Source organism: Burkholderia sp. 9775_39 (assembly GCF_015712225.1).
Taxonomy (GTDB): Bacteria; Pseudomonadota; Gammaproteobacteria; order Burkholderiales; family Burkholderiaceae; genus Burkholderia; species Burkholderia cenocepacia.
In genome coordinates this window covers 264,140-289,910 of record NZ_JACCQC010000002.1, presented here as the reverse complement: position 1 = coordinate 289,910, position 25,771 = coordinate 264,140, and the positions used below count along the sequence as shown (strand labels likewise).

Here is a 25,771-nt window from a genome sequence, read left to right as displayed (position 1 = left end):
AGCGGATCGATGAGTACGATTGCCGCCGAACGTGCGCCGTCGCGCGCCCGCAGCTGGTTCGCCGAGCCGAAGCACTGGGCCGGCCAGGCCGGGCTGTGGACGTTTACCGCCGCGCTGATCGCCATCCACCAGGGCAAGGTGCTGACGCTCGCGTTCCCGGTGCTGGCCATCGCGGTCGGCATCTGGCTGTATTTCAAGAGCCCGGCGCGCTATGTCGGCTTCATGTGGTGGGTGTGGTTCCTGAGCCCGGAGGTGCGTCGCCTGGCCGACTGGTCGAAGGGCGCGTTCACGCCGACGAGCCTGATCCAGGTCGCGCCGCTCGCGGTGACGATGATCACCGGCCTGGGGCTGCTCAGGCATTACCGCGTGCTCGCGCAGCGGCGCGGCATCCCGGTGCTGCTGATGCTGTTCGGGCTCGCGTATGCGTACCTCGTCGGGATCGTGTCGAGCGGCGTGATGGCCGCGACCTACGATCTCGCGAACTGGGTGTACCCGGTGCTGATCGGCTTCCACATCATGGTCAACGCGCGCGACTATCCCGAGTATCGCGACGTGCTGCTGTCCACGTTCATGTGGGGCATGCTCGTGATGGGCCTGTACGGCATCGTGCAGTACTTCGTGATGCCGCAGTGGGACGTGCTGTGGATGATCGGCTCGGACATGGGCTCGCAGGGCGAGCCGGTGCCGTACGGCGTGCGCGTGTTCAGCACGATGAACTCGTCCGGCCCGTTCGCGTTCGCGATCATGGGCGCGCTGGTGTTCGTGTTCGCGGCGCCGCAGAAGATCCGCTGGTTCGCCGGGGCGGCCGGCTTCGTGTCGTTCGCGCTGTGTCTCGTGCGCTCGACGTGGGGCGGCTGGGTGATCGCGCTCGCGATCCAGCTCGTGCAATCGAGCAACCGCGTGCGGATGCGGATCCTGATCAGCGGCGTCGTGCTGGTCGGGCTGTGCGTGCCGCTGCTGACCGTCGGGCCGGTGGCCGACCGGCTCGGCGCGCGCCTGCAGTCGATCACGAACCTGAAGGACGACCGCAGCTACGACGACCGCAACAAGTTCTACGCGACCTTCGCGCAGACGGCGTTCACCGACGTCGCCGGCGAAGGGATGGGCGCGACCGGCGCGTCCACGAAGCTGTCGAGCGACAGCGGCGAACTCGGCAAATACGGCAGCTTCGACAGCGGCGTGATGAACGTGCCGTTCGTGCTCGGCTGGCCCGGCACGCTGCTGTATCTCGCCGGCGTCGTGATGCTGTTCGGCCGCACGCTGCGCGCGGCGTTCAAGTTGCGCCAGGACAAATTCGTCGCGGCATGCCTGAGCCTGTGCCTGTCGACCTTCGCGATGCTCGTGTTCACGAACTCGCTGATCGGCACCGGCGGCCTGCTGATGTTCACAGCCATTTTTTCGATACTTGCCGCGGCGCACTGGCAGAAGGCGCAACGCCTGCTGGCCGCCGCGCGTTCACGGGGAGGCGACCATTGAGAATCGCGATCGTCACGCACGTCGTGCGACATAACGACGGGCAGGGCCGCGTCAATTACGAAATCGCGCGCGCGGCGCTGGCCGAAAACTACGAGGTCACGCTGGTCGCGTCGCACGTCGCGCCCGAGCTGCTGGCCGACCCGCGCGTGCGCTGGGTGCCGGTGAAGGTCGGCGGCTTCTGGCCGTCGAATCTCGTCAAGCAGCAGGTGTTCGCGCTGAAAAGCGCGGCGTGGCTGCGCGCGCACCGCGGCGAATACGACGTGCTGCACGTGAACGGCTTCATCTCGTGGATCAAGGCCGACGTGAATACCGCGCACTTCGTGCACGGCGGCTGGTTCAAGAGTCCGTACTATCCGTTCGGGCCCACCAAGGGGCTGTGGTCGGCTTACCAGTACGTCTATACGCGCGTGAATACCGTGCTCGAGCGCTGGGCGTACAAGCGTTCGCGCGCGATCACCGCGGTATCGCAGAAGGTGGCCGACGAGATTGCCGGGCTCGGCATCGACAGCCGCAAGATCAGCGTGATCTACAACGGCGTCGACGGCAGCGCGTTCGCGGGCGCGCAGGCCGACCGCGCGGCATTCAAGCTGCCGGACGACGCGTTCCTGCTGCTGTTCGTCGGCGACCTGCGCACGCCGCGCAAGAACCTCGGCACCGTGCTGAAGGCGCTGACGAAGCTGCCCGCGAACGTGCATCTCGCGGTGGCCGGCTATCTGCCCGGCAGCCCGTATCCGGAAGAAGCGCGCGCGCTCGGCATCGATTCGCGCGTGCATTTCCTCGGTCTCGTGAAGAACATGCCGACGCTGATGCGCTCGGTCGACGCGTATGTGTTTCCGTCGCGCTACGAAGCGATGAGCCTGTCGCTGCTGGAGGCGATGGCGGCCGGGCTGCCGGTCGTCACCGCGCGCACGGCGGGCGGCGCGGAAATCATCACGCGCGAATGCGGGATCGTGCTGGAGGACCCGGACGATCCCGCCGCGCTCGCGCAGGCGATCGGCGCGCTCGCGGCATCGCGCGACACCTGTCGCGCGATGGGCGACGCGGCCCGCGAACTGATGACCCGTTTCGGCTGGGCGCACATGGGCGCCCAGTACGTCGCGCTTTACCGGCGCATCGGCCAACCCACGCAGCCGTCCGCCTTCGAGCGGGTCGAGCATGCAATCACGCAGGAGCAACCGTGATGTCCCAATCTTCCCGGCCGATCAAATCGTTGCAGATCGGCATGCACTGGTTCCCCGAACGCGCGGGCGGCCTCGACCGGATGTACTACTCGCTCGTCGGCGCGCTGCCCGGCGCGGGCGTCGAGGTGCGCGGGCTCGTCGCCGGCTCGCCGAAGGTCGCCGACGACACGGGCGGGGCGATCCAGGGTTTCGGTCCCGCGTCGGAGCCGCTCGCGCGCCGGATGCTCGCCGCGCGGCGCGCGCTGCGCGACGAGATCCGCAGCGCGCGGCCGGACGTGATTTCGTCGCACTTCGCGCTGTACACGTTCCCGGGGCTCGACGTGACGCGCGGGATTCCGCAGGTGTCGCACTTCCAGGGGCCGTGGGCCGACGAAAGCCAGGTCGAGGGCGCCGCGTCGCTCGGACAGCGCGCGAAGCGCTATCTCGAACAGGCCGTCTATACGCGCTCGTCGCGGCTGATCGTGCTGTCGCAGGCATTCGGCCAGATCCTGACGAACCGCTACGGGATCGATCCGTCGCGCGTGCGTGTGATCCCGGGCTGCGTCGATACCGCGCAGTTCGACACGCCGCTCACGCCCGCCGAGGCGCGGCACAAGCTGCAACTGCCGCAGGACCGGCCGATCGTGCTGGCCGTGCGCCGGCTCGTGCGGCGCATGGGGCTGGAGGACCTGATCGATGCGATCGGCCTCGTCAAGCGCCGTCACCCGGACGTGCTGCTGCTGATCGCCGGCAAGGGCAAGATCGGCGAGGAACTGCAGCAGCGCATCGACGAAGCGGGGCTGCAGGACAACGTGAAGCTGCTCGGTTTCGTGCCCGATCATCATCTCGCGGCGTTGTACCGCGCGGCGACGGTCAGCGTCGTGCCGACGGTCGCGCTCGAGGGCTTCGGCTTGATCACCGTCGAATCGCTGGCGTCCGGCACGCCGGTGCTGGTCACGCCGGTCGGCGGGCTGCCGGAGGCGGTCGCCGGGTTGTCGAACGATCTGGTGTTGCCGTCGACGGGTGCCGATGCGATCGCGGAAGGGCTCGGCGGTGCGCTGTCGGGCGCGATCGCGCTGCCCGACGAGGCCGCGTGCAAGCGCTATGCACGCGATCATTTCGACAATGCGGTGATCGCGCGCCGCGTGGCCGGCGTGTACGAGGAGGCGATTCAGGCAGCCGGCTGAACGCCCGCGGCGCGCCGCCGAACCGCAGCGGAACCGACGCGGAACCGCAGCGGAACCGACATGCGCCGCGACGTTGCCGGCGCGCCAGCTTCTCCGCCGCGGGGATGCCCCAAGCCGAACCGAAGCGGAATCGCAGCGGAACCGAAAGCCCCACCGGCGCGCGTGCGCGGCCGGTTCGCGTGCCGGCCGCCCGCCGAGGGCGGACCGGCGTTTCCCGTTCGATCAGCATGGCCGTCGCGCCTCATGCGCGCCGCAGCGTCGCGGCCCACACCCCCAACGCGGCCACGCTCGCCCCCACGCAGAGCACGCAGACGCTCGATCAGCATGGCCGTCGCGCCTCATGCACGCCGCAGCGTCGCGGCCCACACGCCGAGCGCGGCCACGCTCACTGCCGCACCGAGCACGCAGACGCCGGTCCAGCCGGCGCGCGCGTACATCATCGTCGCCGCAATCGCGCCGAGCCCGCTGCCGGCCGAATAGAACAGCATGTAGCAGCCGACGAGGCGCGCATGCGCGTCGGGCCGCGCGCCGAGAATCATGCTCTGGTTGACGACGTGCACGGCCTGTCCGCCGACGTCGAGCAGCACGATGCCGACGATCAGCAGCGCGATCGACGTATTGCCGAACGCGAGCGGCAGCCACGCGCATGCGAGCAGCGCGAGTGCGGCGCCGGTCGTCGCTTCGCCGCGCCCGCGATCCGCGAGCCGGCCCGCGCGGGCGGCGGCCGCTGCCCCGAGTGCGCCGACGAGGCCGAATGCACCGATCTGCGTGTGCGACATCGCGTGCGGCGGCGCGCTCAGCGGCAGCACGAGCGCGCTCCAGAAGATGCTGAACGCCGCGAACATCAGCAGCGCGATCGCGCCGCGCACGCGCAACACACGTTCGTCGCGCAGCAGCGCGACCATCGACCGCAGCAGCGCCGCGTAACCGATGCGTTCACGCGGTTCGCGCATAGCGGGCAGCAGCCGCGACAGCACGACCAGCATCGCGATCGCGAGGGCGCCCGATACGAGATAGACGGCCCGCCACCCCGCGATGTCGGTGACGACACCCGCCAGCGAGCGCGCGGCCAGCAGGCCGACCACGACGCCGCCCTGCGCGGCGCCCACCACGCGCCCGCGTTCGCCCGCGCCGGCGAGGGCGGCCGAGCACGCGATCAGTCCTTGCGTCATCGCGGTGCCGAGCAATCCGACCGCGACCATTCCCGCCAGCAGCGCGACGCGTGTCGATGCGGCGGCCACGCCGATACAGGCCGCGGTCAGCAGCAGAAGCTGCACGGCGATCAGGCGCTTGCGGTTCAGCAGGTCGCCAAGCGGCACGACGAACAGCAGCGCGAGCGCGCAGCCCAGCTGCGTCGCGGTGACGACGCCGCCGACGGCGGCCAGCGATACGCCGAAATCCCGCGCGATCGAATCGAGCAGCGGCTGCGCGTAGTAGACGTTCGCGACGCTCGCCGCGCAGCAGACGGCCAGCAGCACGACACGTGCCGACGACAGGCGGGCGCCCTCAGCCGGATGGATCGCGCCGGTTGGCGCGTTCGATGCAACGGTGCCGGAATGGCAGGACGATTCCATGGGTTGCCTCACGCAATGTAGTTGCAATTTGAAACTTGTTTGGAGTGTAGGGAAAGTAGTTTTAAAATGCAACCTGTTGGGTGACGGGCCAGCGGCCCGTGCCCGGATGGCCGGCATGCCTGCGAAGGCGGCCGGCGTGATTGCGGAGAGCAACATGGCCAGGCAGAAAAGTCTTGCGGATTCGCCGTGCCCGGTGGCGCGCGCGACCGATATCGTCGGCGATCGCTGGGCGTTGCTGATCGTGCGCGATGCGTTCGACGGCGTGCGCCGCTTCGGCGATTTCCGCGCGAGCCTCGGCGTCGCGAGCAACATCCTGTCCGACCGGCTGAAGATGCTGGTGGACGCGGGCGTGTTCGCCGTCGTGCCGGCGTCCGACGGCACCGCGTATCAGGAGTACGTGCTGACCAAAAAGGGCGAGGGGCTGTTTCCGGTCATCGTGATGCTGCGGCAGTGGGGCGAGGCCAACCTGTTCGCGCGCGGCGAGCGGCATTCGGTGCTGATCGATCGCGGCACCGGGCGCGCGATCCGCAAGCTCGCGCTGCGGCACGACGACGGCCGGCCTTTGAAGGCGGCCGATACGGTCGTGAAGAAGATCGATGACGAAGCGGGCGCGGCGCGTCGGTGAGCGTCATGCGCGAGGGTCGTGCCGTCGGATGGCATTCGGTGCGACAGCACGAGCGCGGCACTGCCGGCTACGCGAGTCGATTCACGCAGACCTTCTTTCGTCGGCGTTACCTGATCCAGCCTCACCTCGGTGACGCGTGACCGCACGCGTGCGATCGACCGGTGGCGTCGCCCGAGGCGCGGGAGAGGCACCGCGATCCGCATCGGTCCGCACACGGGTCGCGAGCAGTGCGGCCGCGACCAGCAGCGCGACCGACACGGCGGTTTCGATCCGCAACCCGCTGACGACCTGCGCTGCACCGCCGTCGCCGGCGAGCGCACCGAATGCCGCGACGCCGATTGCACCGCCGGCCTGCCGTGCGGTATTCAGCACGGCCGACGCGATGCCGGCCCGGTCGGGCGCGACCGACGCGAGCACGGCCGTCGTCATTGCGGGCACCACGAACCCCATGCCCAACGGAATCAGCAAGAACGGCACGAGCAGCGCGCCGAGCGGCGTCGCGGCATCGACGACATGCAGCGACCCGTAGCCGAGCGCGGCGACGAGCGCGCCGGCCACCATCGGCATGCGCGGGCCGTGGCGGGCGACGACGCGTCCGCTCGCGAGATTCGACAGCAGGAACCCGCCGGTGAGCGGCAGGAACGCGAGCCCGGCCTGCAACGCCGACTGGCCGCGTGTGCGTTGCAGGTACAGCGCGAGCATGAATACGGTGCCGTAATACGTGAGGTTTACGCAGATCCCGAACAGCACGGCCGCGCTGAACGTGCGGTGGCGGAACAGCGATAGCGGCAGCATCGGCGTGGCCGTGCACGATTCGATCGCGACGAACGCGAGCGCGGCCAGCGCCGCCAGCGTGAAGCCGCCGGTCACGACCAGGTGCGTGAAGCCGAGCGGCCGCCATTCGATCACGGCGCCGGTCAGCGCGGTCAGCATCGCGATCGCGACGAACTGGCCGCGCGGATCGAGCGAACGGGCCGAGCGTGCCGGGGCAGCCTGCTCGCGGCGCGTGGGCACCCACGCGAACGTAGCGGCGAGCCCCGCCGCGCACAGCGGCAGGTTCACGAGGAAGATGCCGCGCCAGCCCCACGCGGCGATCAGCAGGCCGCCGACGACCGGGCCGGCCGCGATCGCGATGGACCCGGCCGCCGTCCACCCGCCGACCGCGCGGGCGCGCAGGCGCGGGTCGTGCCGGCACGCGTCGTTGAGCAGCGCGAGCGAATTCGGCAGCATGGCCGCGGCGCCGACGCCTTGCAGCGCGCGGGCCGCAATCAGCATCGCGGGCGCGACGGCGGCGCCGCATGCAAGCGACGCGAGCGCGAACAGCAGGAGGCCGGCGACGTACAGGCGGCGCGCGCCGAAGCGGTCGCCGAGCGCACCGGCCGACAGCATCAGCACCGCGAACGCGAGCGTGTACGCATCGACGACCCATTGCAGGCCGGCGACCGGCAGGTGCAGGTCGGCGGCGAGATGCGCGAGCGCGATATTGACGATCGTCACGTCGAGCTGCGTGACGACGAAACCGATGCTGACGGTGGCGACGACGCGCGCGAGCGCGGGCGGGAAAGCGGGGGACGGTGTGGTCGTATCCATGCGTCCATCGTAGGCGGCGACGGACAGGCGATGTTTCAGCGGGACGCGAAGCGTCGATACGGATGCCGACGCGAATGCGTGCCGCTGGCTACGTGCGTCGATGCGTATTCAGCGAGGCCGATGCGTTCAATGCCGTTCGCCGCGCCAGCGTCCCGGCGCCACGCCGAAGCGCTTCGTGAACGCATGCGTGAACGTGCTCTGGTCCGCGAAGCCGACGCTGCCCGCGATGTCGACCAGCGCATGCCGGCCGTCGGCGAGCAGCACGATCGCGGCGTCGAGCCGCAGCCGCTGCAGGTAGCGATGGGGCGTTTCGCCGAATGCATCGACGAACAGTTGATGAAAGCGCCGCATCCCGTAGCCGCAGTGCGCGGCGAGATCGGCGATGCGCAGCGGTTCGGCGAGCCGCGCGCGCAGCCAGCGGTCGATGCGCGCGAAATCGAGGCCCGACGCGGGCGCGGCGATGCCCGCATCGTCGAGCAGCGCGTCGCACAGGCGCGCCGCGGCCTGCCACTGAAAGCGGTGCGCGGCGGCCTGCCGTGCGTCGCCGTCCGGCGCATCGTGTTGCGCGGCGGCCGCCGCGACCTGCGCGACGAGCGACGTGAGCGCCGGGTCGATCGACACGGCCCGCGCATGGTCGAACAGCCGCTGCGGTACCGCGAGCGACGCGGCGGGCAGGTCGATCACGAGCTGGCGATTGTCGCCGAGGCCCGCGTAGTCGTGACGCGCGCCGGCCGGAATCAGCCAGGCCGCGTGCCGGTCGATGCGCTGGCCGATTCCGTCCACCGCCATCACCATCGCGCCATCGACGCCGAGCACGACCTGGTGGAAGTCGTGCACGTCCGACGCTTCGCACGTGGCGTAGCGGCGCAGCGCGATGGCGGGGGAGGCGATGCGTTCCATCGGGAAGAAAACGACCGGGTGCAGGGTCAGACGTCGAGCAGTTCGACTTCGAACACGAGCGTCGCGTTCGGCGGAATCACGCCGCCTGCGCCGCGCGGGCCGTAGCCGAGTTGCGGCGGGATCGTCAGGCGACGCACGCCGCCGACCTTCATGCCCTGCACGCCTTCGTCCCAGCCCTTGATGACCATGCCGCCGCCGAGCACGAACGCGAACGGGTCGTTGCGATCCTTGCTCGAATCGAATTTCTGACCGTCGGTCAGCCAGCCCGTGTAGTGGACGCTGACGGTCTTGCCGGCTTGCGCTTCCGCGCCGGTGCCTTCGGTCAGGTCTTCGTACTTGAGGCCCGATTCGGTCGTGATGACGGACATGATTTCTCCTGAAAGAGGTTGCGTGAAACCGCTATTGTAGGCGAGCGCGCAGCGGGCCGGCGCGCGTGGATTTCGCGCCGTTTCACGCTGAGCGGCGCAGCGTGGCGGGGCGTGCCGGCGTGAGCGCCCGGAACGCAATTGGAACGCGCGTTTGAATTTTTCGCGCGCCGCGGGGGCGAGGGTGCACCGCGACGGTGCGCGGCGCGTATGAATCGATGCGAACGGCTCACGTGACAGCCTGCTGCACGAGCGTTGCCCGATCCCGCGAAAGGGCCGCCACACGGGGCCTGCGGGCCGATAGCGGGGCACCGCGCCGCATCCGGCGCCTCGTCCCGACGCGCGCGCCCGCGTTCGAATCGCGGCCCGGCCGAATGTCGTTCGAGCGCCGTTTTTTCCGTCTTTCCGACCGTGCCCTGTTTGGAAGCGCGCATCTACCGCGCGGCTTGCATGCGCCGGCGCGCGCGGCCTATCGTTACATCTGTCGATGTCAGGATTTTGGCGGCGCGCGATGCGCCGCCCGGGCTTGCGCCGGCCGCGTCGGACGATGCGCCGGACGGCTCCGCAACAGGAGAACGATGAACATGAAGTCAGCCGCTTCCGCCACCGCAGCCGGGATCATGCCGGTGCGCCGCGACCTGCGCTTCGACCTGCCGGTCGAACGCGCGAAGGACTGGCATGGCCTCGGGTCGCACGTGACCCATTTCTTCAACGCGCTGTCGCTGCTGTTTCCGGCCGGCGAGCGCTTCTTCATGGATTCGGTGCGCAACTATCGCGACCGGATCGACGATCCCGTGCTGAAGCAGCAGGTGCTCGGCTTCATCGGCCAGGAAGCGATGCATACGCGCGAGCACATCGAATACAACGAGCTGATGCAGGCGAACCGGCTACCCGCGCGCAAGCTGGACCAGCGCGTGTGGACGGTGCTCGGCTACATGAAGCGCAAGCTGCCGCATTCGGTGCAGCTCGCGCATACGGTGGCGGCCGAGCATTACACGGCGATGCTCGCCGACTGGCTGCTGCGCGACCCGACGCGCCTCGACGGTTCGGTCGAAGGCTACCGGCAGATGTGGATCTGGCACGCGCTGGAGGAAACCGAGCACAAGGCCGTGTCGTTCGACGTGTGGAATGCCGCGATGAAGCCGGGGCTGCGTCGCTACCTGATCCGCATCGGCGTGTATCTGCTGACGACGCTGACGTTCTGGCCGACCGTGTTCCTGATGCATGCGACGCTGCTGTGGCGCGATCGCGGCGCCGGCCATCACGTGCGCGGCATGCTGCGGATGATCGCGTTCCTGTACGGGCCGCGTCGCGGGCTGTTCCCGCGCATCGCCGGCGAATGGCTGAGCTTTTTCCGGCCGGGCTTCCACCCGTGGGATCACGACAATCGCCACCATCTCGCGCGGGTCGATGCACTGGCCGCCACCTATGGCGAACACGGCGGCGCGCCGGCCGGCCGCGGCCGCGCGAACACGCCCGCGCCGCTCGCGTCGGGCCGCTGACCCCTCACCCCGCCGCACGGCGGGGCGCCGCGCATGTTGCGTTCGTGCATCAGCCGGCTTCTTCCGACGATTGACGAAAATCAACCGGAACCGGTTGCCCGGGCGTCCGCCTGCCCGGCGGACCGGTTGCGCGCGCATGGGCCGGCGCACGAATCGGGCGTGCGCCGCGTCCTCCACGATCGCCGTGCGCCAGCACCGGCGCGGCTTTGCGCGGTCGGGGCCGGGCCTTTCCGGTCGCGCGCGGCGCCCGCCACCGGGATAACACCCATCTAGCCGCGGGCCGGCCGCATCGATATACCGTTCATGACAACGTCGACCTCCGGCGCGATTCATGCGCAGGGGGATTTTATTCGGACGGAAATACGGCCAATATGTCGGTTCGATCGTGTCCGTCGTACGCGGCGGCGAGCCGGCGCGCGATACCAACGCCAAGCGGGGAACAACGATGGTTGCAAGGTCACCCGACGCAAACGGGCAGGCGGCGCCCGAGATGACGGACGTGTCCGTCACCGCCCCCGAGGCCGGACGCAAGCTGTTCGTGATCATGCGCACGCCCGACGAGCCGTTGCTGGCACAACTGCGCGGGCTCGGCTGGGAGATCGCGGTCGCGAAGACGGCCGGCGCCGCGCAGAACATGACCTCCGGCGTGAGCGTGGCCGCGGGGCTCGTCGATTTCACCGGCTTCACGTCGCGCGACTATCCCGCGCTGAAGATGTGTCTGAGCCAGCCGGCGATCGGCTGGATTTCCATCGCGCAGGCCGGCATCACGATCGGCCCCGCCGTGCGCGAACTGATCCGCAGCTATTGTTTCGATTACGTCACGCTGCCGCTGCCGTACGAATGGATTTCGCACGTGCTCGGCCATGCGCGCGGGATGGCCGCGCTCGATCGCGTCGACGGCGCCGCCTACGCGGCGTCGATCGGCGAACACGGGATGATCGGCAACTGCGAAGCGATGCAGCAGCTGTTCAGCACGATCCGCAAGGTCGCGAAGACCGACGCGAGCGTGTTCATCTCGGGCGAGTCGGGCACCGGCAAGGAGCTGACGGCGCTCGCGATTCACGAGCGCTCCGGGCGCGGCAAGGGGCCGTTCGTCGCGATCAACTGCGGCGCGATTCCGCATCACCTGCTGCAGTCGGAGCTGTTCGGCTATGAGCGCGGCGCGTTCACCGGCGCGAACCAGCGGCGCGCGGGCCGGATCGAATCGGCGAACGGCGGCACGCTGTTTCTCGACGAGATCGGCGACATGCCGGTCGAAAGCCAGGCAAGCCTGCTGCGCTTCCTGCAAGAGGGCAAGATCGAGCGGCTCGGCGGGCAGGAATCGATCGCGGTGGACGTGCGGATCATCTCGGCCACGCACGTCGATCTCGACGGCGCGGTCGAGGCCGGGCGCTTCCGCGCGGATCTCTATCACCGCCTGTGCGTGCTGCGCATCCACGAGCCGCCGCTGCGCGCGCGCGGCAAGGACATCGACATCCTCGCGCACTACGTGCTGCAGAAATTCAAGGCTGACAGCGGCCGCAAGATCAGCGGCTTCACGTCGGCCGCGCTCGACGCGATGCGGCGCTACGAGTGGCCCGGCAATGTACGCGAACTGATCAACCGCGTGCGGCGCGCGATCGTGATGGCCGAGAGCCGGCTGCTGACGCCGCACGATCTCGGGCTCGACACGCCCGGCGAAACCGAACCGGTGACGCTCGAACAGGCGCGGGCGCTGGCCGAACGCACCGCGATCGAGAATGCGCTGCTGCGCAACGACCACCGGATCAACAAGGCCGCCGCCGAACTCGGCATTTCACGCGTGACGCTCTACCGGATGATGATCGAGCACGGGCTGAACGATCACGACAACAACGGCGGCAGCGGCGGGAATGGCGACAGCGGCGGGCACGACGGCGCGCCGTCGGGCGACGCGGGGCATCAGCGGGTCGGCTGAGCGGCGGGCGCGATGCGTGCGGGCCGGCTCAGCGATAGGTCCACAGCCGGTGCAGCACGAACGTGACGGGCGGCACGCACAGCACGACGGCGACGATGCTCCACGCGCGGGCGAGCCCGAGTGCGTCGGTGCCGTGCGCCAGCAGCATCGTCACGGCGAGGCCGGCCATCGCGACCGCGAGAAAGCGCATGAAGTTGCCCCACGTCACCGGCGACGAAAAACTCCACAGCGTATTGGCGAGATACGAGAACGCCGTCGAGCAGACGAACGCGCTCGCGTTCGCGACGACGGGCGTCGCGTCGCACAGCGCGAACATCGCGGCGGCGATCAGCGCATGCAGCGCGGTCGAGCCCAGGCCCGACACGCCGAAGCGGATCAGTCTGGCACGTTCGGCGGCGAAGGTACGGAGCATCGTGGGCAGTGGTCGGCGTGAAGTCGCGTGAAGCGGAGTCGCAGTATAGCCATGCGATCGGCCGCCGCGTCCAGCGCGATGGACGGTACGCGTCGCCGGCGCCGGCGCCGGCATGTAAAGCGCATGAAACATTTCGCGTCGGCCGCCGGAGGAATTGCCGCGCCGAACCGGTCCGGTCGGCCGGTCCGTCGCCGGTAAAAATTCCGCGCTCCATTGTTCAGCCTTATTCCGCAAGGCCCCGCCGTTGCCGGGCCGGCGCGCGCCGCGGCCCCGATGTTTCAGTTTCGTAACTTCCCGTATGCCACACCCGTGCCGGCCGTCAGCCGGCCTGACCATCGCCTTGTCCGGCCGGGCTCGCGCAGCGCTGGCCCGGTCCTTGCGAAGAGGGACATGCGAGAGTCGACGACGCGAGGTCCGTCCGGTCAGGCGGCGCAAGCCTTCGGTACCGGCCAGGACGCAGTCCGCGGGGATGCGGCGGCCGCGCGCGGGGCAGCAGCCGCGTCGCGGCGAGCACGGGACGTCGTCGCCTGATCGCCGGGGCATCGGCATCGTCCGGTTGCCGGAACAAACATCAGACAGCAAACGGGGTAGAAAAATGATCGATCATCACACGCCGCGGTCCGCTGGCCGCGATCGCAGTGATTCGGGACATCGCCGCTCGAACGTCGCGCTTGCGGCCGACCGGCATGCCTCGACAGGCCATCTCTCCGCGCCCGGTGCGAGGCGGATCCGGCTGGTTGCCGGTCATCCGCGCCGGGTCGGCACTTTCCTGCACGCGAACCCGGTCCGCATGGGCATGTGCACACGGGCGCCGGTACCGCGACGCCCGATCTTCGCCTATTGACCAGAACGGCACGACATCCATTCGCATGGCGTGTCGTTGTCTCAGGGAGTCGATCTGCAGTCCAAACAATAATGCAGGGTCCTGCCGTGTGCCGCATACGACGCAAGACGACCTGCATTCGATGCAACGGCGAACCGCTCGATGCCGTTGCCATCCGGTTGCAAGGGGAGGGGCGGTCGGACGCGCGCGACGGAAGCTGTATCCGTACGCGCGCGACGCCGTTTTCAACTGCCGTAGATGTCGAAGTCGAAGTACTTTGACGCGAGCCGCTTGTAGGTGCCGTCCTTGACCATGTCGAGGATCGCGCGATCGATCTTCGCCTTCAGGTCGGTATCTTCCTGGCGCAAGCCGATGCCCGCGCCGATGCCGAGCACCTTTTCGTCGACGAGCTCGGGCCCGACGAACGTGTAGTTCGCGCCGCGCGGCGATTTCAGGAACCCGATCGCGGCCTGCACTTCATCCTGCAGCGCCGCGTCGAGGCGGCCGGCGATCAGGTCGGCATACACGCCGTCCTGGTTCTGGTACGACACGACGTTCGCGCCTTGCTTGCCCCAGTACGCCTTCGCATACGTCTCCTGCGTCGTGCCCTGTTCGACGCCGATCGATTTGCCCTTCAGCGATTCGGCGGTCGGCAGCAGCGGCGAGCCCTTCTTCACGACGAGCCGCGTCGGCTGGTTGTAGATCTTCGTCGTGAAGCCGATCTGCTGCGCGCGTTGCGGCGTGATCGACATCGACGACAGCACCGCGTCGAACTTCTTCGCCTTCAGCGCCGGAATCATCCCGTCGAAATCGTTCTCGAGCCACACGCATTTCGCCTTCAGGCGCGCGCAGATCTCGTTGCCGAGCTCGATGTCGAAGCCGACGAGCTTGCCGTCGGGCGCCTTCGACTCGAACGGCGCGTAGCTGGCATCGGTGCCGAAGCGGATCGTGGTCCAGTCCTTCGCGACGGCGGGGCCTGCGGATACCGCGAGCAGGGCGATCGAAACAGCGGCAATCAGTCTCTTCATGGTGCGTTCCTTGGCGTGGTGCATCCGGTTTCTGTGCGACACGGTCTCCACGGACACGACCCGCGCCGTGACGCGGGGTCCGCACGGCCATTAACGCAGAAAATAAAATCAGAGTCCAGAATGGACAAAAAATATCGATTTGTCGGAATGGACGTGCGCGATCGCTGGGTGCGACCCTTGCAAAAATACGAGAATGGACTAATCTTGTTAGTAGATTCGTTTCGAGACTAACCGTCATGTCACAGCCCGCCTACGATTCGCATTCCGCCTTGCCGCACGCTTCGGTCGCGCAGATGTCGGCGGCCGGCCTGCGCGCGTTTTTCAACATCGCGCGCGACTGGGAACTGACGATCGACGAGCAGATCGTGCTGCTCGGGTCGCCCGGCCGCTCGACGTTCTTCAAGTGGAAGGCCGCGCCGGAATCGGCGCGCCTGCCGCGCGATACGCTCGAGCGCCTGTCGCTGCTGCTCGGCATCTACAAGGGGTTGCAGATCCTGTTGCCGCAGCCCGCCGCGGCCGATGCGTGGGTCAAGCGGCCCAACGATGCGGCGCCGTTCGGCGGCAAGCGCGCACTCGACCGGATGCTGGCCGGCAACGTCGGCGATCTGGTGGCCGTTCGCCAATATCTCGATGCGATGCGGGGTGGCTGGGCGTGACGATACCGACCGACGTCACCCGGTGGCCCACGACCACCGTCGACTGGGCACCGGCCTATCGCGTGATTCCCACCCGTTTTCCTGCCATCAACCTGTTCGACCGCGTCGCGTCCGCGGAGGATTTCGACGCGCTCTATGCACTCGAATCGCTGACCAACGACCGCATCCGCAACGAAGTCGGCACGCTCGAGCTCGTGCCGCCCGCCGAGCGCCGCTACGGGCAGGGCTGGGGGCCGATCATGGCCGCGTTCACGCACCTGAATCCGCTGGGCAGCCGGTTTTCGGACGGCAGCTACGGCGTGTTCTACTGCACCCGCTCGCGCGACACGGCGATCGCCGAAACGCGCTATCACAGCGGGTTGTTCCTCGCCGCGACGAAGGAGCCGCCGATGCGCCAGCAGATGCGGCTCTATACCGTGTTCGCGCACGGCGACGTCGCCGACGTGCGCACGTGGCCGCAGCGCGATCCTGCGCTGCTGGACCCGGTCGACTACCGCGCGGGGCAGGCCTTCGGTCGCGCGGTGCGCAACGCGGGTGGCGCGGGAATCGTCTATCCGTCGGTGCGCGATCCGCGCGGCGAGTGTCTCGCCGCGTTCCGCACGACGCTGCTGCGCGACTGCCAGCATGCGGCCTATCTCGAATACAACTGGAACGGCTCGGCCGTCGATGCGGTGTTCGAACTGAATCAGGTCGGCTAGGGTTCGCGTGGGGACGCAGGCGCCGGCCGGCGCGTCAGGGTAGCGGCCAGTCGCCCGCGTGGCGCTCGCGCGCTTCGGTCTGCGTCATCGACCATGTGCGGCCGGTGCGCGGCTCAGCGAGCGTGAGCCGCCCGGCCGGCGCGAACGCACCCGTGTCGATGAACCATTGCGCGCCGATCCGTTGCGGCTCACGCACCGGTGTGTGCCCGGTGCACGTCAGCGACAGTCCGGCCTGCCGCGCCGGATCGGCGAGCCCCTGGACCAGATCGCGGCCCCAGATCAGCCGCTCGCGCACGTCGTGCGGATAGCTGCCGGTATCGAGCTCCGCGTCCGAGCCGAAGAATTCCGCGTGCAGCACGTTGAAGCGCGTCGGGCCGTCGCCGATCACCCGCACGAGCGGCAGCGCGTCGACGCGCGCCGCATGCGCGCGCAGCCGTTCCGGCGGCAGGTCGGCGCCCCAGTCGCCGCCGATCCTGCGCCACGCGTCGGGCGGCAGCTTGCCGCGCGCGACGAGGCTCAGCACTTCCTCGTGATTGCCGCGCACGACGTGACACCACGGCCGGTCGAGCAGGTCGAGCGCGGTGTCGGAGGCCGGGCCGCGGTCGACGAGATCGCCGACCGAGAACAGCCGGTCGCGCGCCGGATCGAAGCGGACGTCGTGCAGCAGCGCGCGCAGCACGTCCACGCAGCCGTGCAGGTCGCCGACGACGAAGTCGCGGCCGGCCGGGTTCGCGGGATGGCGGCAGAGCAGGGCGGGGGCAGTCATCCCCTTATCTTAGGCGCTCGCGCCCATCGCCACGTCACGACGGAATGGCGATAATCGGGGCGCGTTACCCGCCGGCGCGGCGGCTTTCCCGCGCACCGGCCGAATCCTTTCCATCCGCTTTCGGAATCACACGATGACGCTTTATCCGCAGGTATTACGCAACCGGCCGCGCATGGTCGCGGCATTCGTCGCCGGCGTGCTGTGCGCGGTCCTGCTGCCGTTTCCGCTGCGCCCGACCGCGCGCGCACTGATTGGCTGGGACTGCGCGGTCTGGCTGTATCTCGTGCTGATGTGGGTGCGCATGGTCACCGCGCATCATCACAAGGTGCGCGAAGTCGCGATCCGCGAGGATGAAAACGCGACGACCGTGCTGACCGTCGTGTGCCTCGCGACCGTCGCGAGCGTGGCGGCGATCGCGATCGAGCTCGCGACCGCGAAGAGCGTCGGCTTCAGCGCGGGGCTCAGCCACTACGCGATCACGGGCGCGACGCTGTTCGGCGCGTGGTTCCTGATCCCGACCATCTTCACGCTGCACTACGCGCGGCTCTATTACGGCTCGCCGAGCAGCGATCGCGCGCTCCGCTTTCCGGACCAACACCCGGAGCCCGATTACTGGGATTTCCTGTATTTCGCGTTCACGCTCGCGGTCGCGTCGCAGACGGCCGACGTGTCGCTCGCGAACCGCTCCGCGCGGCGCTCGGTGCTCGCGCAGTCGATCCTGTCGTTCTACTTCAACATGGCCGTGCTCGGCTTGTCGATCAACGTCGCGGCGGGGCTGCTGAGCTGACGCCGGTTACTTGAGCAGGTCGTACCGGCCGCCGCGCTTCAGCGCCCGCTGGTACGCCGGCCGCGCATGGATCGTGTCGAGAAAGCGCGCGATCGCCGGATACCGGCTGCCGCCGCCGCGCGCGGTCGCGGCTTCGAGCGGAAAGCTCATCTGGATGTCGGCCGCGCTGAAGCCGTCGCCGACGAACCAGCCGCTGCGTGCGAGCGCGCCGTCGACATGGCCGAGATGCAGATCGATCTGCGGATCGACGAAACCCGATTGCAGCGTCGCGGCGATCTTGCGCGCGATCGGCCGCGCGAAGAACGGCATCGGCGCATGCGCGATCCGCAGCGCGACGAGCTTGAGCAGCAGCGGCGGCATCGCCGACCCTTCCGCGTAGTGCAGCCAGTACGTGTAGTCGTGCCGCTCGGGCGAGCCGGGCGGCGGCGCGAGGCGCCCGTTGCCGTAGCGTTCGACCAGGTATTCGATGATCGCGCCCGATTCGGCGAACGTGCGGCCGTCGTCGGTCACGACGGGCGACTTGCCGAGCGGATGGATCGCGCGCAATTCGGCCGGCGCGAGCATCGTTTTCGGATCGCGTGCGTAGCGCACGATCTCGTATGGCACATCCAGTTCTTCGAGCAGCCAGAGCACGCGCTGCGAACGCGAGTTGTTCAGGTGATGGACGGTGAGCATGTCGAGGCCGGAAGGGGGCGGGAACGACATCATACCGAGTGCCTGCGGCGCGTTCGCGAATCGCGTGGGGCGGGCCATCGCGGGCCGCATCGAACCGTCACGCGCGTCGCACCGCGATCCACGCGCCCCAGAACAGGCTCGCGAAAAAGCGCAGCGGCGCGTCGAAGCCCGCGTCGCGCAGCAGCGCGAACACGGCTTCCTCGGATGCGGGCGGATCGGCGCCCTGCAGGATTTTCGCGAGTTGCGCGCGCACCGCGTCGGGCGTGGCACCCTTCATGCGCCAGCGCTGCTGCCACGCATCGAGCAGGCGCGGATGGTCCGCGTAGCGGCGATGGTTGCCGGCGAGCACGAGCGGCGCGCCGGGCTTCAGGCGTCGCGCGATTGCGTGCAGCAGCGCGACTTTCGCGTCGTCGCCCGGCACGTGATGCAGCACGCCGATCAGCGTCGCGCCGTCGAACGCGGGCGCGTCGGGCAATGCGTCGACGCCGTCCTCGACGAACGCGGTACGCGCGCCGAAACCCGCTGCTTCGACGTTCGAGCGCGCGAGCGCGAGCATCGGCGCGGACGGGTCGACGGCCGTGAACCGCCAGCCCGGTTCGAGCGCGGCCGTGACGCAGATTTCCTGCCCCGTACCGCCCGCGCCCGCGACGAGAATCCGGGCATCGGCCGCCCCGATCGCCGACGCGAGCATGCACGCGGCGAGTTCGTGGCAGGCATCGTAGCCGGCCAGCGCGATGCGCGATTGCTCGGCGTATTCGTGGGCGCGTGACGGATCGAATTTCGCGGCGCTGGCGGGAAGCGACATGGCGGAGTCCTCGGGTCGGTGCGCGGACGACGTGTCCGCGAGCATCACGCAGAGCGTAGGGGCGCGCGGCCGGCGCAACAAGGCGAGCGGTCATTCCGGTATGCCGACTACCCGACTCGCCGGCGCGTGACGGTCGCCCGTTTCCACGGGTGGTTGGCCGGGGTCGATTCGCATTTAAAAATGTCTGACCACGGTGCATCGCGGTGGCGAATCCGGCGCATACTCGTTTCTCTCCCCAGCCTGGCCGTCGCATGCCGGGCCCCGATGCGCTGCGCCAGTGGCGCGGCCATGCCGCTCGGTACGCACGAGGAGCGCATGATGTCCGATTGTCCGCACGATCCGTACGCGCAGCACTACATCCATTGCTTGCCGTTTGGCGCGCAGCCCTGCGGCGCGCTCAGCCCGACGCCGCGCACGCATTTCCGCGTGTGGGCGCCGGGCAGCACCCACGTCCAGCTCGAACTCGATATCGGCAACGGCCCGACGCTCGTGCCGATGACGAGCGCCGGCCCGAACTGGTTCGAAGTCTTCGTCGACTGCGGCGCGGGTGCGCGTTACCGCTATCGGCTCGACGATACCGTGTCGATTCCCGATCCCGCGTCGCGCTCGCAACCCGAAGGGCTCAACGGCCCCAGCGAGGTCGTCGATCCGCGCGCGTTCACGTGGCGCAATACGTTCTGGCACGGGCGCGCGTGGGAAGACATCGCGCTCTACGCGATTCGCCCGCACGCGGTGGGCGGCTTCGACGCCGTGCGCCGTCGCCTGCCGCAGCTCGCGCGCCTCGGCGTGACCGCGCTGGAGCTGCTCGCGTCGCCGCACGACAGCCTGCCGTTCGCGCCGCTCGCGGCCGAAGGCGGCCCCGACGCGTTGAAGGCGCTGATCGACGCCGCGCATGGCTACGGTCTCGCGGTGCTGCTGGAGCTCGACTACGCGCGCTTCGGCAGCGGCACCGATGCGCTGCGCCACTACGCAGGGCCGTTCTTCCATACGCGCGACGATCCGCTGCAGGCCGCGCCGCTCGCGCTCGATCATCCGGAAGTGTGCGATTTCTTCTGCGACAACGCGCTGTACTGGATCGACGAATACCGTTGCGACGGGCTGCGCCTGCGCGAAGCCGACCGGATCGGCGTGTCGTGGCTGCGCGAGATCGCGGACCGCGTGCGCGCGGCCGTGCCGGCCGACCGGCTGATCCATCTCGTGCTCGGCAGCGAGCGGCACCCCGCGCATCTGGCCGATACCCATTTCGACGCGCAGTGGAACGGCTGCGGCGAACGCGCGCTGCACCGGCTCACGGGGCGCGACACGTCGGCCCACGAGGGCATTTCCACGCACCAGTCGATTCACACGCTCGCCCGCGCGCTGACCGCGGCGGGCGCGGCGTACCAGCCGGCCGCGTCGGCGGACGGCATGGCCGCCGATGGCGGACTGGCGCTGACGTCGCTCGTGCTGTCCGATGGCGCATGGCGCGACAGCGGCCACGGCGATCACGGACAGGCGGCCGGACTGGCCGCGCTCGCGCTGTCGTTGCTCACGCCGCAGATCCCGCTGGTCTTCGACGAAACCGCGCGCGACGTCGATCGTGCGCATTTCGTGCAGTCGGCGCTCGCGGTGCGCGCGAAGCTGATCGCGCCAAGGCTGTCCGATTGCCGGCCGCAGGACGCACGCGCGCTGAAGGCGGACGGCGACGGCGATGCCGACGCGCTGTGCGCATCGTGGCGGCTCGCCGACGACGAAACCTTGACGATCGCGTTGAACCTGTCGCCGGACGCGGTGCCGTTCGACGCACCGGGCGGGCGGGTGGTGTTCGAGACGCCGGCGCGCGCGCGCGACCGGGTCGATGAAGGCGAGTTGCCGCCGTATTCGCTCGTCGCGTGGCTGACGGGCGACGTCAATCGCTACGCGTTGACGCACGACGTGCGTCGCATCGACGACGGTTCGTGGCGCGGGATGCGTGCGAACCTGAATGCATGAGCCGATGAAGTTGTGACGCGGCGGGACCGCGCGCAGTCGCGCCCGGAAGGCCCCGAATTACCAGAACCCGCGAATCCCCGCGATGCCGTACGCGCCATGACGGCGCGCGTCGTCGAGATGAGCGCGCGTCATGCCGCCGAGCGCGAACACGGGCATCGCGGCCTGGGCGGCCAGCGTGTCGAATCGCGCCCAGCCGAGCGTCGGCGCGCCGGGGTGGCTGAGCGTCGGCAGCACCGGCGACAGCGTGACGAAATCCGCGCCGGCCTGTGCGGCCAGCAGCAGGTCGTCTTGCGAGTGGCACGCGGCGGATACCCACCGGTCGGCCGGCAGCGGCCGCTGCATGACGCCGCGCAAGGCGGCGCCGTCGAGATGCCAGCCGGCGCCGTCGAGCCGCATCACGCCGGCTGCGTCGATCGGGCCGTTCAGCATCAGGTGCGCACCGGCGGCGTCGCAGCGCGCGAGCGCCGCGGCGGCCAGCGCCGCGAACGCGGCCGCGTCGAGCGATTTCACGCGCAGTTGCACGAGCGTTTCGCCGCGCGCGAACACGGCCGACAGCCGGTCGAGAAACGCGGCCCGATCGGCCGCCGACGCGGACGCCGGTTCCGGCGTGATCACGCAGCAGCGCGGCAGCGGCGCGTTCATCGTGCGCCGCAACGCGCGGCCGTCATTCGTCGGCCTCTTTCGCGATCTTCGGATAGACGCGCACGAGCACGATGCGCGGCCCGTTCATCTTCTTCACGACGACGTCGAAGCGGTCGAACGACACGCGCTGCCCTTCGGTCGGCAGGTCGCTCAACGCCTGGATCACGAGGCCGCCGACCGATTCCGCGCGGCCTTCGTCGATGTCGATGCCGAGCGCCTGCTCGAGCGACACGACGGGCAGGCTGCCCTTGCCCATCAGCGTGCCGTCGTCGAGGCGGCTCCAGTCCGCATCGCCCTGGCGGAACTCGTCGTGGATCTGGCCGACCAGCGCGCCGAGCAGGTTGTCGAGCGTCAGGAAGCCGATCGGCTTCTCGCCCTTGTTGCCGACCAGCGCGAAGTGCGGGGCGCCCTTGCGGAAGCGGCGGAACAGCTCCAGCGCTGGCGTGTCGGGCTTCACGTACTGAACCGGGCGCACGTAGTCGGACAGATCGTCGAGCGCGGCGCCCGCGTGACGCGCGAGCAGCAGGTCCTTCAGGTGGATCAGCCCGCTCACCTGTTCGCGCGACGCATCCTCGAACAGCGGATAGCGGCTGAAACGGTGCCGCGCGACGATCTCCATGTTGTCGGGCAGCGGCAGGTCGCGCCGCAGGCCGATCATTTCATGGGCCGGCCGCATCAGGTCCGACACGTTCATCGACGAAAAATCGAGCGAATGCGCGAGCGTGTTCCATTCGTCGTTGCTGTACGTGCCGCGCGCCGGCTGGGCCGCATTGCCGGCCGCGTTGCGGCGGCTGCGCAGGATCAGCTTCAGCTCGTCGGTCGAATAGTGCGCGTCGCCGCCGTGGTCGGCCGACAGCCCCGCGAGCCGCAGCACCGCGTTGGCGCTGGTATTGAGCACCCAGATCGCCGGATACATCGCCCAGTAGAACGCGTAGAGCGGCAGCGCGACCCACAGGCCGACCTTCTCCGACTGGCGGATCGCCATCGATTTCGGCGCCAGTTCGCCGACGACGATGTGCAGGAACGAGATCAGCGAGAACGCGAACACCAGCGAGATCAGATGCACGACGCGTTCGGACTGCACGCCGATCAGGTCGAGCAGCGGGCCGATCAGTTGCGCGAACGCCGGTTCGCCGACCCAGCCGAGGCCGAGCGACGCGAGCGTGATGCCGAGCTGGCATGCGGAGAGATACGCATCGAGCCGGCCGTGGACGACGGCGAGGATGCGCCCGCGCAGGCCGTGCTTGCGGGCGAGGGTCTTGACGCGCGTCGCGCGGAGTTTGACGAGGCCGAATTCGGCCGCAACGAAGAACCCGTTCAGGGCCACCAGGAACAACGCGCCGATGAGCGCGAAGATCTGTAACAAAGAATCGCTCCGGTTATGACAGGCTCATCAGTATAGAGCCAGAAAGGAATTCGTAATGTATCGGGCGACCGCTTGCTTACACCGGCGCCTCGCAGGGAATCGAGAAGGTGATCGTGGCGGTCGCGCCGTCGGCGAACACGTCGTGCGTGAACGTGCCGCCGTGCGCCAGGGCGACGCGCTGGCACAGCGCGAGTGTCCACGCGCTGCGTTTCGCGTCGCGCTCGCGCAGCATTTCGCGCCGCGCGAACGATTCGAACGCGTGCGGTTGTTCCGGGTCGACGAGTACGTCGGCGTTCACCGTGCAGGTGGCGCGCGCGGTGAACTGCGCGCCGTCGCGCGTGCACGCGAACGCGACGCGGCTGCCCGCGGCGCTGGCCTCGACGGCCGTCGTCAGCAGGGTCCACAGCGCCTGCGCGACGCGTTCGCGGTCGACCGTGAGCGACGGCTCGCCGTCCGGCAGCGTCGCGTCGAGCGCGACCTGGCGTGCGTCGGCGAGCGCGACACGCACGAGCGCGATCGTGTCGTCGAGCAGCGCACGCAGCGCGAACGGCCGCGGCGCGAGCGCGAGCGTGCGCGTTTCCGCGCGCGGCGCGTCGAGCACGCCGTCGATCAGCGCGACCTGCTGGTCGATGCCGGTGCGGATGCCCGCGAGCGCGCGCTGCAGGTTCGGATCGGCATTGGCGAGCTGGCGCTCGAGCACGTAGGCCCAGCTGTGCATCGCATTCAGCGGGCTGCGCAGGTCGTGCGACGCGGTGGAGAGCGCCTGGTCGCGCAGGAACAGCGCCGCCTGGGCGGCGTAGTGCGCTGCGCGTTCGCGCAGCAGGTCGGCGGCGGGATCGACGGAAGTGGACGTCACGGAGCAGGCCTGTCGGAAGCGGTTGGCGTGAAAGTCACGCGAATCGCCATTATAGGGACGGCGGGCGTCACGCCGGCAGCGCGTCCTCGTCCTTTTTCCGTGCGTCGCCGTTCGGCAGCAACTGGCACGCGAGCAGGCCGGCGAGCATCAGTGCGCAGCCGACCAGCGCGCGCAGCGTCAGCGTTTCGCCGAGCGCGGCCCAACCGGCGATCGCCGCGAACAGGCCTTCCATGCTGAAGATCACGGCCGCGTGCGCGGGCGCCGCGTCGCGTTGCGCGACGACCTGCAGCGTATAGCCGACCCCGACCGACAGCAGCCCGCCGTACAGCAGCGTCGGCAGCGCGCCACGCAGCATCGCGACGCTGACCGGTTCGACGGCCAGCCCGACCGCGAGACACGCGACGCCGCACACGACGAACTGCAGGAACGCGAGCACGAGGGGATCGTGACGTTTCGCGAGATGGCCGACCGCCATCACGTGCGCGGCGATGATGACGGCGCCCGCGAGCTGGAACCAGTCGCCGTAGAGCACCGAGAAGTGCTCGTCGATGCTGAGGAAATACAGGCCGATCGCGGCCAGCAACGCGCCGAACCACGTGCCCGCGCCGATCCGGTGGCGCGCGAACACGCCCATCAGCGGCACGATCACGACGTACAGCGAGCTGATGAAGCCGGCGTTGGCGATCCGCGTGTATTGCAGGCCGAACTGCTGCAGCGAGATCGACACCGCGAGCAGCCCGCCGAGCGCGACACCCGGCAGCAGCAAAGCCGGTTCGCGCCGGATCGCCGCGAGCTGCGCGCGCGACGCGGTATTGACCGTCAGCAGCGGCACCAGCACGAGCGCGCCGAGCAGGAACCGCAGCCCCGTGAACAGGAACGGCCCGATCACGTCGAGGCTCAGGCGTTGCGCGACGAAAGCGGAACCCCAGATCGCGGCGGCGCCGAGCATCAGCAGGTTGGCGCGGAGGTGCTTGCGGGCTTCGAGCTTCATCGGAATTCGTCTGGAGATTGCGGCGGAGCCCGCTAGTTTACGCCGAGATTGCAAGACTGTCGGCGAACCTGCGCAACGCGGCGGCGGCGCGGGCGTCGCGTACGCGCGAATACAGCACGACCTGCGATTGCGGCAGCGGCGGCAGCCCGAATTTCGCGCCGACGTCGACCAGCGTGCGCGGCGCGACGCGGCGCGCGAGCGGGCACACGGCCAGCCCTGCCGCGGCGGCGGCCGTGACCGCCGCGACCCCGCCGCCCGTGAAGCGCTCGCGCCACGGCAGCCCCGCGCGGTCCAGCGCGCGCAGCGCGGCGGCCCGCACGCCGCACGGGCCGGCCAGCACCGCGAGCGGCAGCGGCTCGCCGGCGCGCGGCGCCCAGTCGGGCGCGGCGAGCCAGGTCAGCGGCTCGGTGAACAGCAGCGTGCCGTCGTCGCGCGGCGGATCTTCGCCGGGCTCGTGGCGGACGATCACCGCGTCGAACCGCCGTTCGTCGTATTGCGGCAGCAGGCTCGTCGACGCCCCGAGATGCATTTCCAGCGACAGGCCCGGATCCTGCCGGTGCAGGCTCGTGAGCACGGCCGGCAGGTCGGGCACCGCGACGTGCTCGCTGACGCCGAGCGACAGGCGCACCGTGCCGGTCGAGATCGCGCCGAGCGCATGTTCGTGCGCGTCGAGCAGCGCGCGGGCGGCCGGCAGGAAATTCTCACCGTCGGCGGCCAGCTTGACGACGCGCGGCGTGCGCGCCAGCAGCGGCTTGCCGAGATGCGCCTCCAGCCGCTTCAGCTTCAGGCTGACGGCCGATTGGGTGGTGCCGAGCGCATCGGCGGCGCGCGTGAAGCTGGCGAGGTCGGCGACCAGCACGAACGCGCGGACGGCATCGAGATCGAGTACTTTCATTTCAAATGAAAATGAATGAAATATTCATCAATGACTGTTCATTATAAGTTGGCGCGCCTAACCTGACGCTGTGTTTTCGTTCTTC

Annotated in this window: 25 protein-coding genes; 11 read left to right on the top strand and 14 right to left on the bottom strand. The window is 69.4% G+C overall.

The annotated features are described in order from the left end of the window. Positions 1 to 9 precede the first annotated feature (9 nt). Genes H0X90_RS04105 through H0X90_RS04095 form a run of 3 tightly spaced genes read left to right on the top strand, consistent with a single transcriptional unit; the run spans position 10 to position 3,823 of the window. Positions 10 to 1,476 carry an O-antigen ligase gene (locus H0X90_RS04105; protein WP_060212597.1) on the top strand — a complete coding sequence of 489 codons (1,467 nt, stop codon included), beginning with the start codon at positions 10 to 12 and terminating at the stop codon, positions 1,474 to 1,476. After that, entirely contained in the window at positions 1,473 to 2,657 is a 1,185-nt protein-coding gene (locus H0X90_RS04100) for a glycosyltransferase family 4 protein (protein WP_006482819.1), read from the top strand. The genes H0X90_RS04105 and H0X90_RS04100 overlap by 4 nt, the downstream gene beginning before the upstream one ends. Then, entirely contained in the window at positions 2,657 to 3,823 is a 1,167-nt protein-coding gene (locus tag H0X90_RS04095) for a glycosyltransferase family 4 protein (RefSeq protein ID WP_006482818.1), read from the top strand. The genes H0X90_RS04100 and H0X90_RS04095 overlap by 1 nt, the downstream gene beginning before the upstream one ends. A gap of 338 nt (positions 3,824 to 4,161) precedes the next feature. On the opposite strand, the gene H0X90_RS04090 is transcribed toward H0X90_RS04095, so the two are convergent. Then, on the bottom strand, positions 4,162 to 5,397 hold the full coding sequence (locus H0X90_RS04090) for an MFS transporter (protein ID WP_012493180.1): 1,236 nt from the start codon (positions 5,395 to 5,397) through the stop codon (positions 4,162 to 4,164). A gap of 154 nt (positions 5,398 to 5,551) precedes the next feature. Here H0X90_RS04090 and H0X90_RS04085 point away from each other — a divergent pair, with 154 nt between their 5' ends. Then, on the top strand, positions 5,552 to 6,022 hold the full coding sequence (locus tag H0X90_RS04085; RefSeq protein ID WP_171984176.1) for a helix-turn-helix domain-containing protein: 471 nt from the start codon (positions 5,552 to 5,554) through the stop codon (positions 6,020 to 6,022). A gap of 81 nt (positions 6,023 to 6,103) precedes the next feature. Here the strand turns inward: H0X90_RS04085 and H0X90_RS04080 are convergent, their stop codons facing one another. The 3 genes from H0X90_RS04080 to H0X90_RS04070 form a co-directional block, all read right to left on the bottom strand. Further along, positions 6,104 to 7,612, bottom strand: a complete 1,509-nt coding sequence (locus tag H0X90_RS04080; RefSeq protein ID WP_077190791.1) for an MFS transporter — start codon at positions 7,610 to 7,612, stop codon at positions 6,104 to 6,106. 126 nt (positions 7,613 to 7,738) lie between these two features. After that, entirely contained in the window at positions 7,739 to 8,512 is a 774-nt protein-coding gene (locus H0X90_RS04075) for an AraC family transcriptional regulator (RefSeq protein ID WP_006482167.1), read from the bottom strand. Between the two features lie 26 nt (positions 8,513 to 8,538). Then, a complete protein-coding gene (locus H0X90_RS04070) occupies positions 8,539 to 8,880 on the bottom strand; it encodes an FKBP-type peptidyl-prolyl cis-trans isomerase (RefSeq protein ID WP_006479474.1) in 342 nt (113 codons plus the stop codon). Positions 8,881 to 9,461: 581 nt separating this feature from the next. On the opposite strand from H0X90_RS04070, the gene H0X90_RS04065 reads away from it, so the two are divergent. Both H0X90_RS04065 and H0X90_RS04060 read left to right on the top strand, forming a co-directional pair. Beyond that, complete coding sequence (locus H0X90_RS04065; RefSeq protein WP_012493182.1) at positions 9,462 to 10,379, top strand: metal-dependent hydrolase; 918 nt, start codon at positions 9,462 to 9,464, stop codon at positions 10,377 to 10,379. A 445-nt stretch (positions 10,380 to 10,824) separates the two neighbouring features. After that, positions 10,825 to 12,315, top strand: coding sequence for a sigma-54 dependent transcriptional regulator (locus H0X90_RS04060; protein ID WP_020979476.1), 1,491 nt, complete (start codon positions 10,825 to 10,827; stop codon positions 12,313 to 12,315). A 28-nt stretch (positions 12,316 to 12,343) separates the two neighbouring features. On the opposite strand, the gene H0X90_RS04055 is transcribed toward H0X90_RS04060, so the two are convergent. Then, a complete protein-coding gene (locus H0X90_RS04055; RefSeq protein WP_012493184.1) occupies positions 12,344 to 12,727 on the bottom strand; it encodes a GtrA family protein in 384 nt (127 codons plus the stop codon). A gap of 595 nt (positions 12,728 to 13,322) precedes the next feature. Between H0X90_RS04055 and H0X90_RS04050 the strand changes: the two genes are divergently transcribed. After that, the gene (locus H0X90_RS04050; protein ID WP_077190790.1) at positions 13,323 to 13,571 is read left to right on the top strand and encodes a hypothetical protein; all 249 of its coding nucleotides are present in this window, start codon (positions 13,323 to 13,325) and stop codon (positions 13,569 to 13,571) included. Positions 13,572 to 13,795: 224 nt separating this feature from the next. Here H0X90_RS04050 and H0X90_RS04045 read toward each other — a convergent pair whose 3' ends face one another. Next, complete coding sequence (locus tag H0X90_RS04045; protein ID WP_077190789.1) at positions 13,796 to 14,578, bottom strand: ABC transporter substrate-binding protein; 783 nt, start codon at positions 14,576 to 14,578, stop codon at positions 13,796 to 13,798. Between the two features lie 236 nt (positions 14,579 to 14,814). Here H0X90_RS04045 and H0X90_RS04040 point away from each other — a divergent pair, with 236 nt between their 5' ends. Continuing rightward, on the top strand, positions 14,815 to 15,234 hold the full coding sequence (locus H0X90_RS04040) for an MbcA/ParS/Xre antitoxin family protein (RefSeq protein ID WP_006490694.1): 420 nt from the start codon (positions 14,815 to 14,817) through the stop codon (positions 15,232 to 15,234). Further along, positions 15,231 to 15,932, top strand: a complete 702-nt coding sequence (locus H0X90_RS04035) for an RES family NAD+ phosphorylase (protein ID WP_048988692.1) — start codon at positions 15,231 to 15,233, stop codon at positions 15,930 to 15,932. Before H0X90_RS04040 ends, H0X90_RS04035 begins: the two co-directional genes overlap by 4 nt. Before the next feature lie 34 nt (positions 15,933 to 15,966). On the opposite strand, the gene H0X90_RS04030 is transcribed toward H0X90_RS04035, so the two are convergent. Then, entirely contained in the window at positions 15,967 to 16,698 is a 732-nt protein-coding gene (locus tag H0X90_RS04030) for a metallophosphoesterase (RefSeq protein ID WP_006493108.1), read from the bottom strand. 133 nt (positions 16,699 to 16,831) lie between these two features. Here H0X90_RS04030 and H0X90_RS04025 point away from each other — a divergent pair, with 133 nt between their 5' ends. Continuing rightward, positions 16,832 to 17,485, top strand: a complete 654-nt coding sequence (locus H0X90_RS04025) for a DUF1345 domain-containing protein (RefSeq protein ID WP_006486145.1) — start codon at positions 16,832 to 16,834, stop codon at positions 17,483 to 17,485. 6 nt (positions 17,486 to 17,491) lie between these two features. Here H0X90_RS04025 and H0X90_RS04020 read toward each other — a convergent pair whose 3' ends face one another. Both H0X90_RS04020 and H0X90_RS04015 read right to left on the bottom strand, forming a co-directional pair. After that, entirely contained in the window at positions 17,492 to 18,160 is a 669-nt protein-coding gene (locus tag H0X90_RS04020; protein ID WP_077190843.1) for a glutathione S-transferase, read from the bottom strand. 97 nt (positions 18,161 to 18,257) lie between these two features. Continuing rightward, entirely contained in the window at positions 18,258 to 18,965 is a 708-nt protein-coding gene (locus H0X90_RS04015) for a class I SAM-dependent methyltransferase (protein ID WP_006497276.1), read from the bottom strand. Between the two features lie 318 nt (positions 18,966 to 19,283). On the opposite strand from H0X90_RS04015, the gene H0X90_RS04010 reads away from it, so the two are divergent. Next, positions 19,284 to 20,936 (top strand): DUF3459 domain-containing protein, encoded by a 1,653-nt coding sequence (locus H0X90_RS04010; RefSeq protein WP_077190842.1) that lies wholly within the window; start codon positions 19,284 to 19,286, stop codon positions 20,934 to 20,936. 57 nt (positions 20,937 to 20,993) lie between these two features. On the opposite strand, the gene H0X90_RS04005 is transcribed toward H0X90_RS04010, so the two are convergent. From H0X90_RS04005 to H0X90_RS03985, 5 genes are all read right to left on the bottom strand, one after another. Beyond that, positions 20,994 to 21,578, bottom strand: a complete 585-nt coding sequence (locus H0X90_RS04005) for a thiamine phosphate synthase (protein WP_077190841.1) — start codon at positions 21,576 to 21,578, stop codon at positions 20,994 to 20,996. A 22-nt stretch (positions 21,579 to 21,600) separates the two neighbouring features. After that, on the bottom strand, positions 21,601 to 22,944 hold the full coding sequence (locus tag H0X90_RS04000; RefSeq protein ID WP_077190788.1) for a hemolysin family protein: 1,344 nt from the start codon (positions 22,942 to 22,944) through the stop codon (positions 21,601 to 21,603). A gap of 76 nt (positions 22,945 to 23,020) precedes the next feature. Next, entirely contained in the window at positions 23,021 to 23,800 is a 780-nt protein-coding gene (locus H0X90_RS03995) for a sensor histidine kinase KdpD (RefSeq protein WP_006493112.1), read from the bottom strand. A gap of 67 nt (positions 23,801 to 23,867) precedes the next feature. Beyond that, a complete protein-coding gene (locus tag H0X90_RS03990; RefSeq protein ID WP_077190787.1) occupies positions 23,868 to 24,791 on the bottom strand; it encodes a DMT family transporter in 924 nt (307 codons plus the stop codon). 37 nt (positions 24,792 to 24,828) lie between these two features. Beyond that, complete coding sequence (locus H0X90_RS03985) at positions 24,829 to 25,686, bottom strand: LysR family transcriptional regulator (RefSeq protein ID WP_012493188.1); 858 nt, start codon at positions 25,684 to 25,686, stop codon at positions 24,829 to 24,831. Positions 25,687 to 25,771 lie beyond the last annotated feature (85 nt).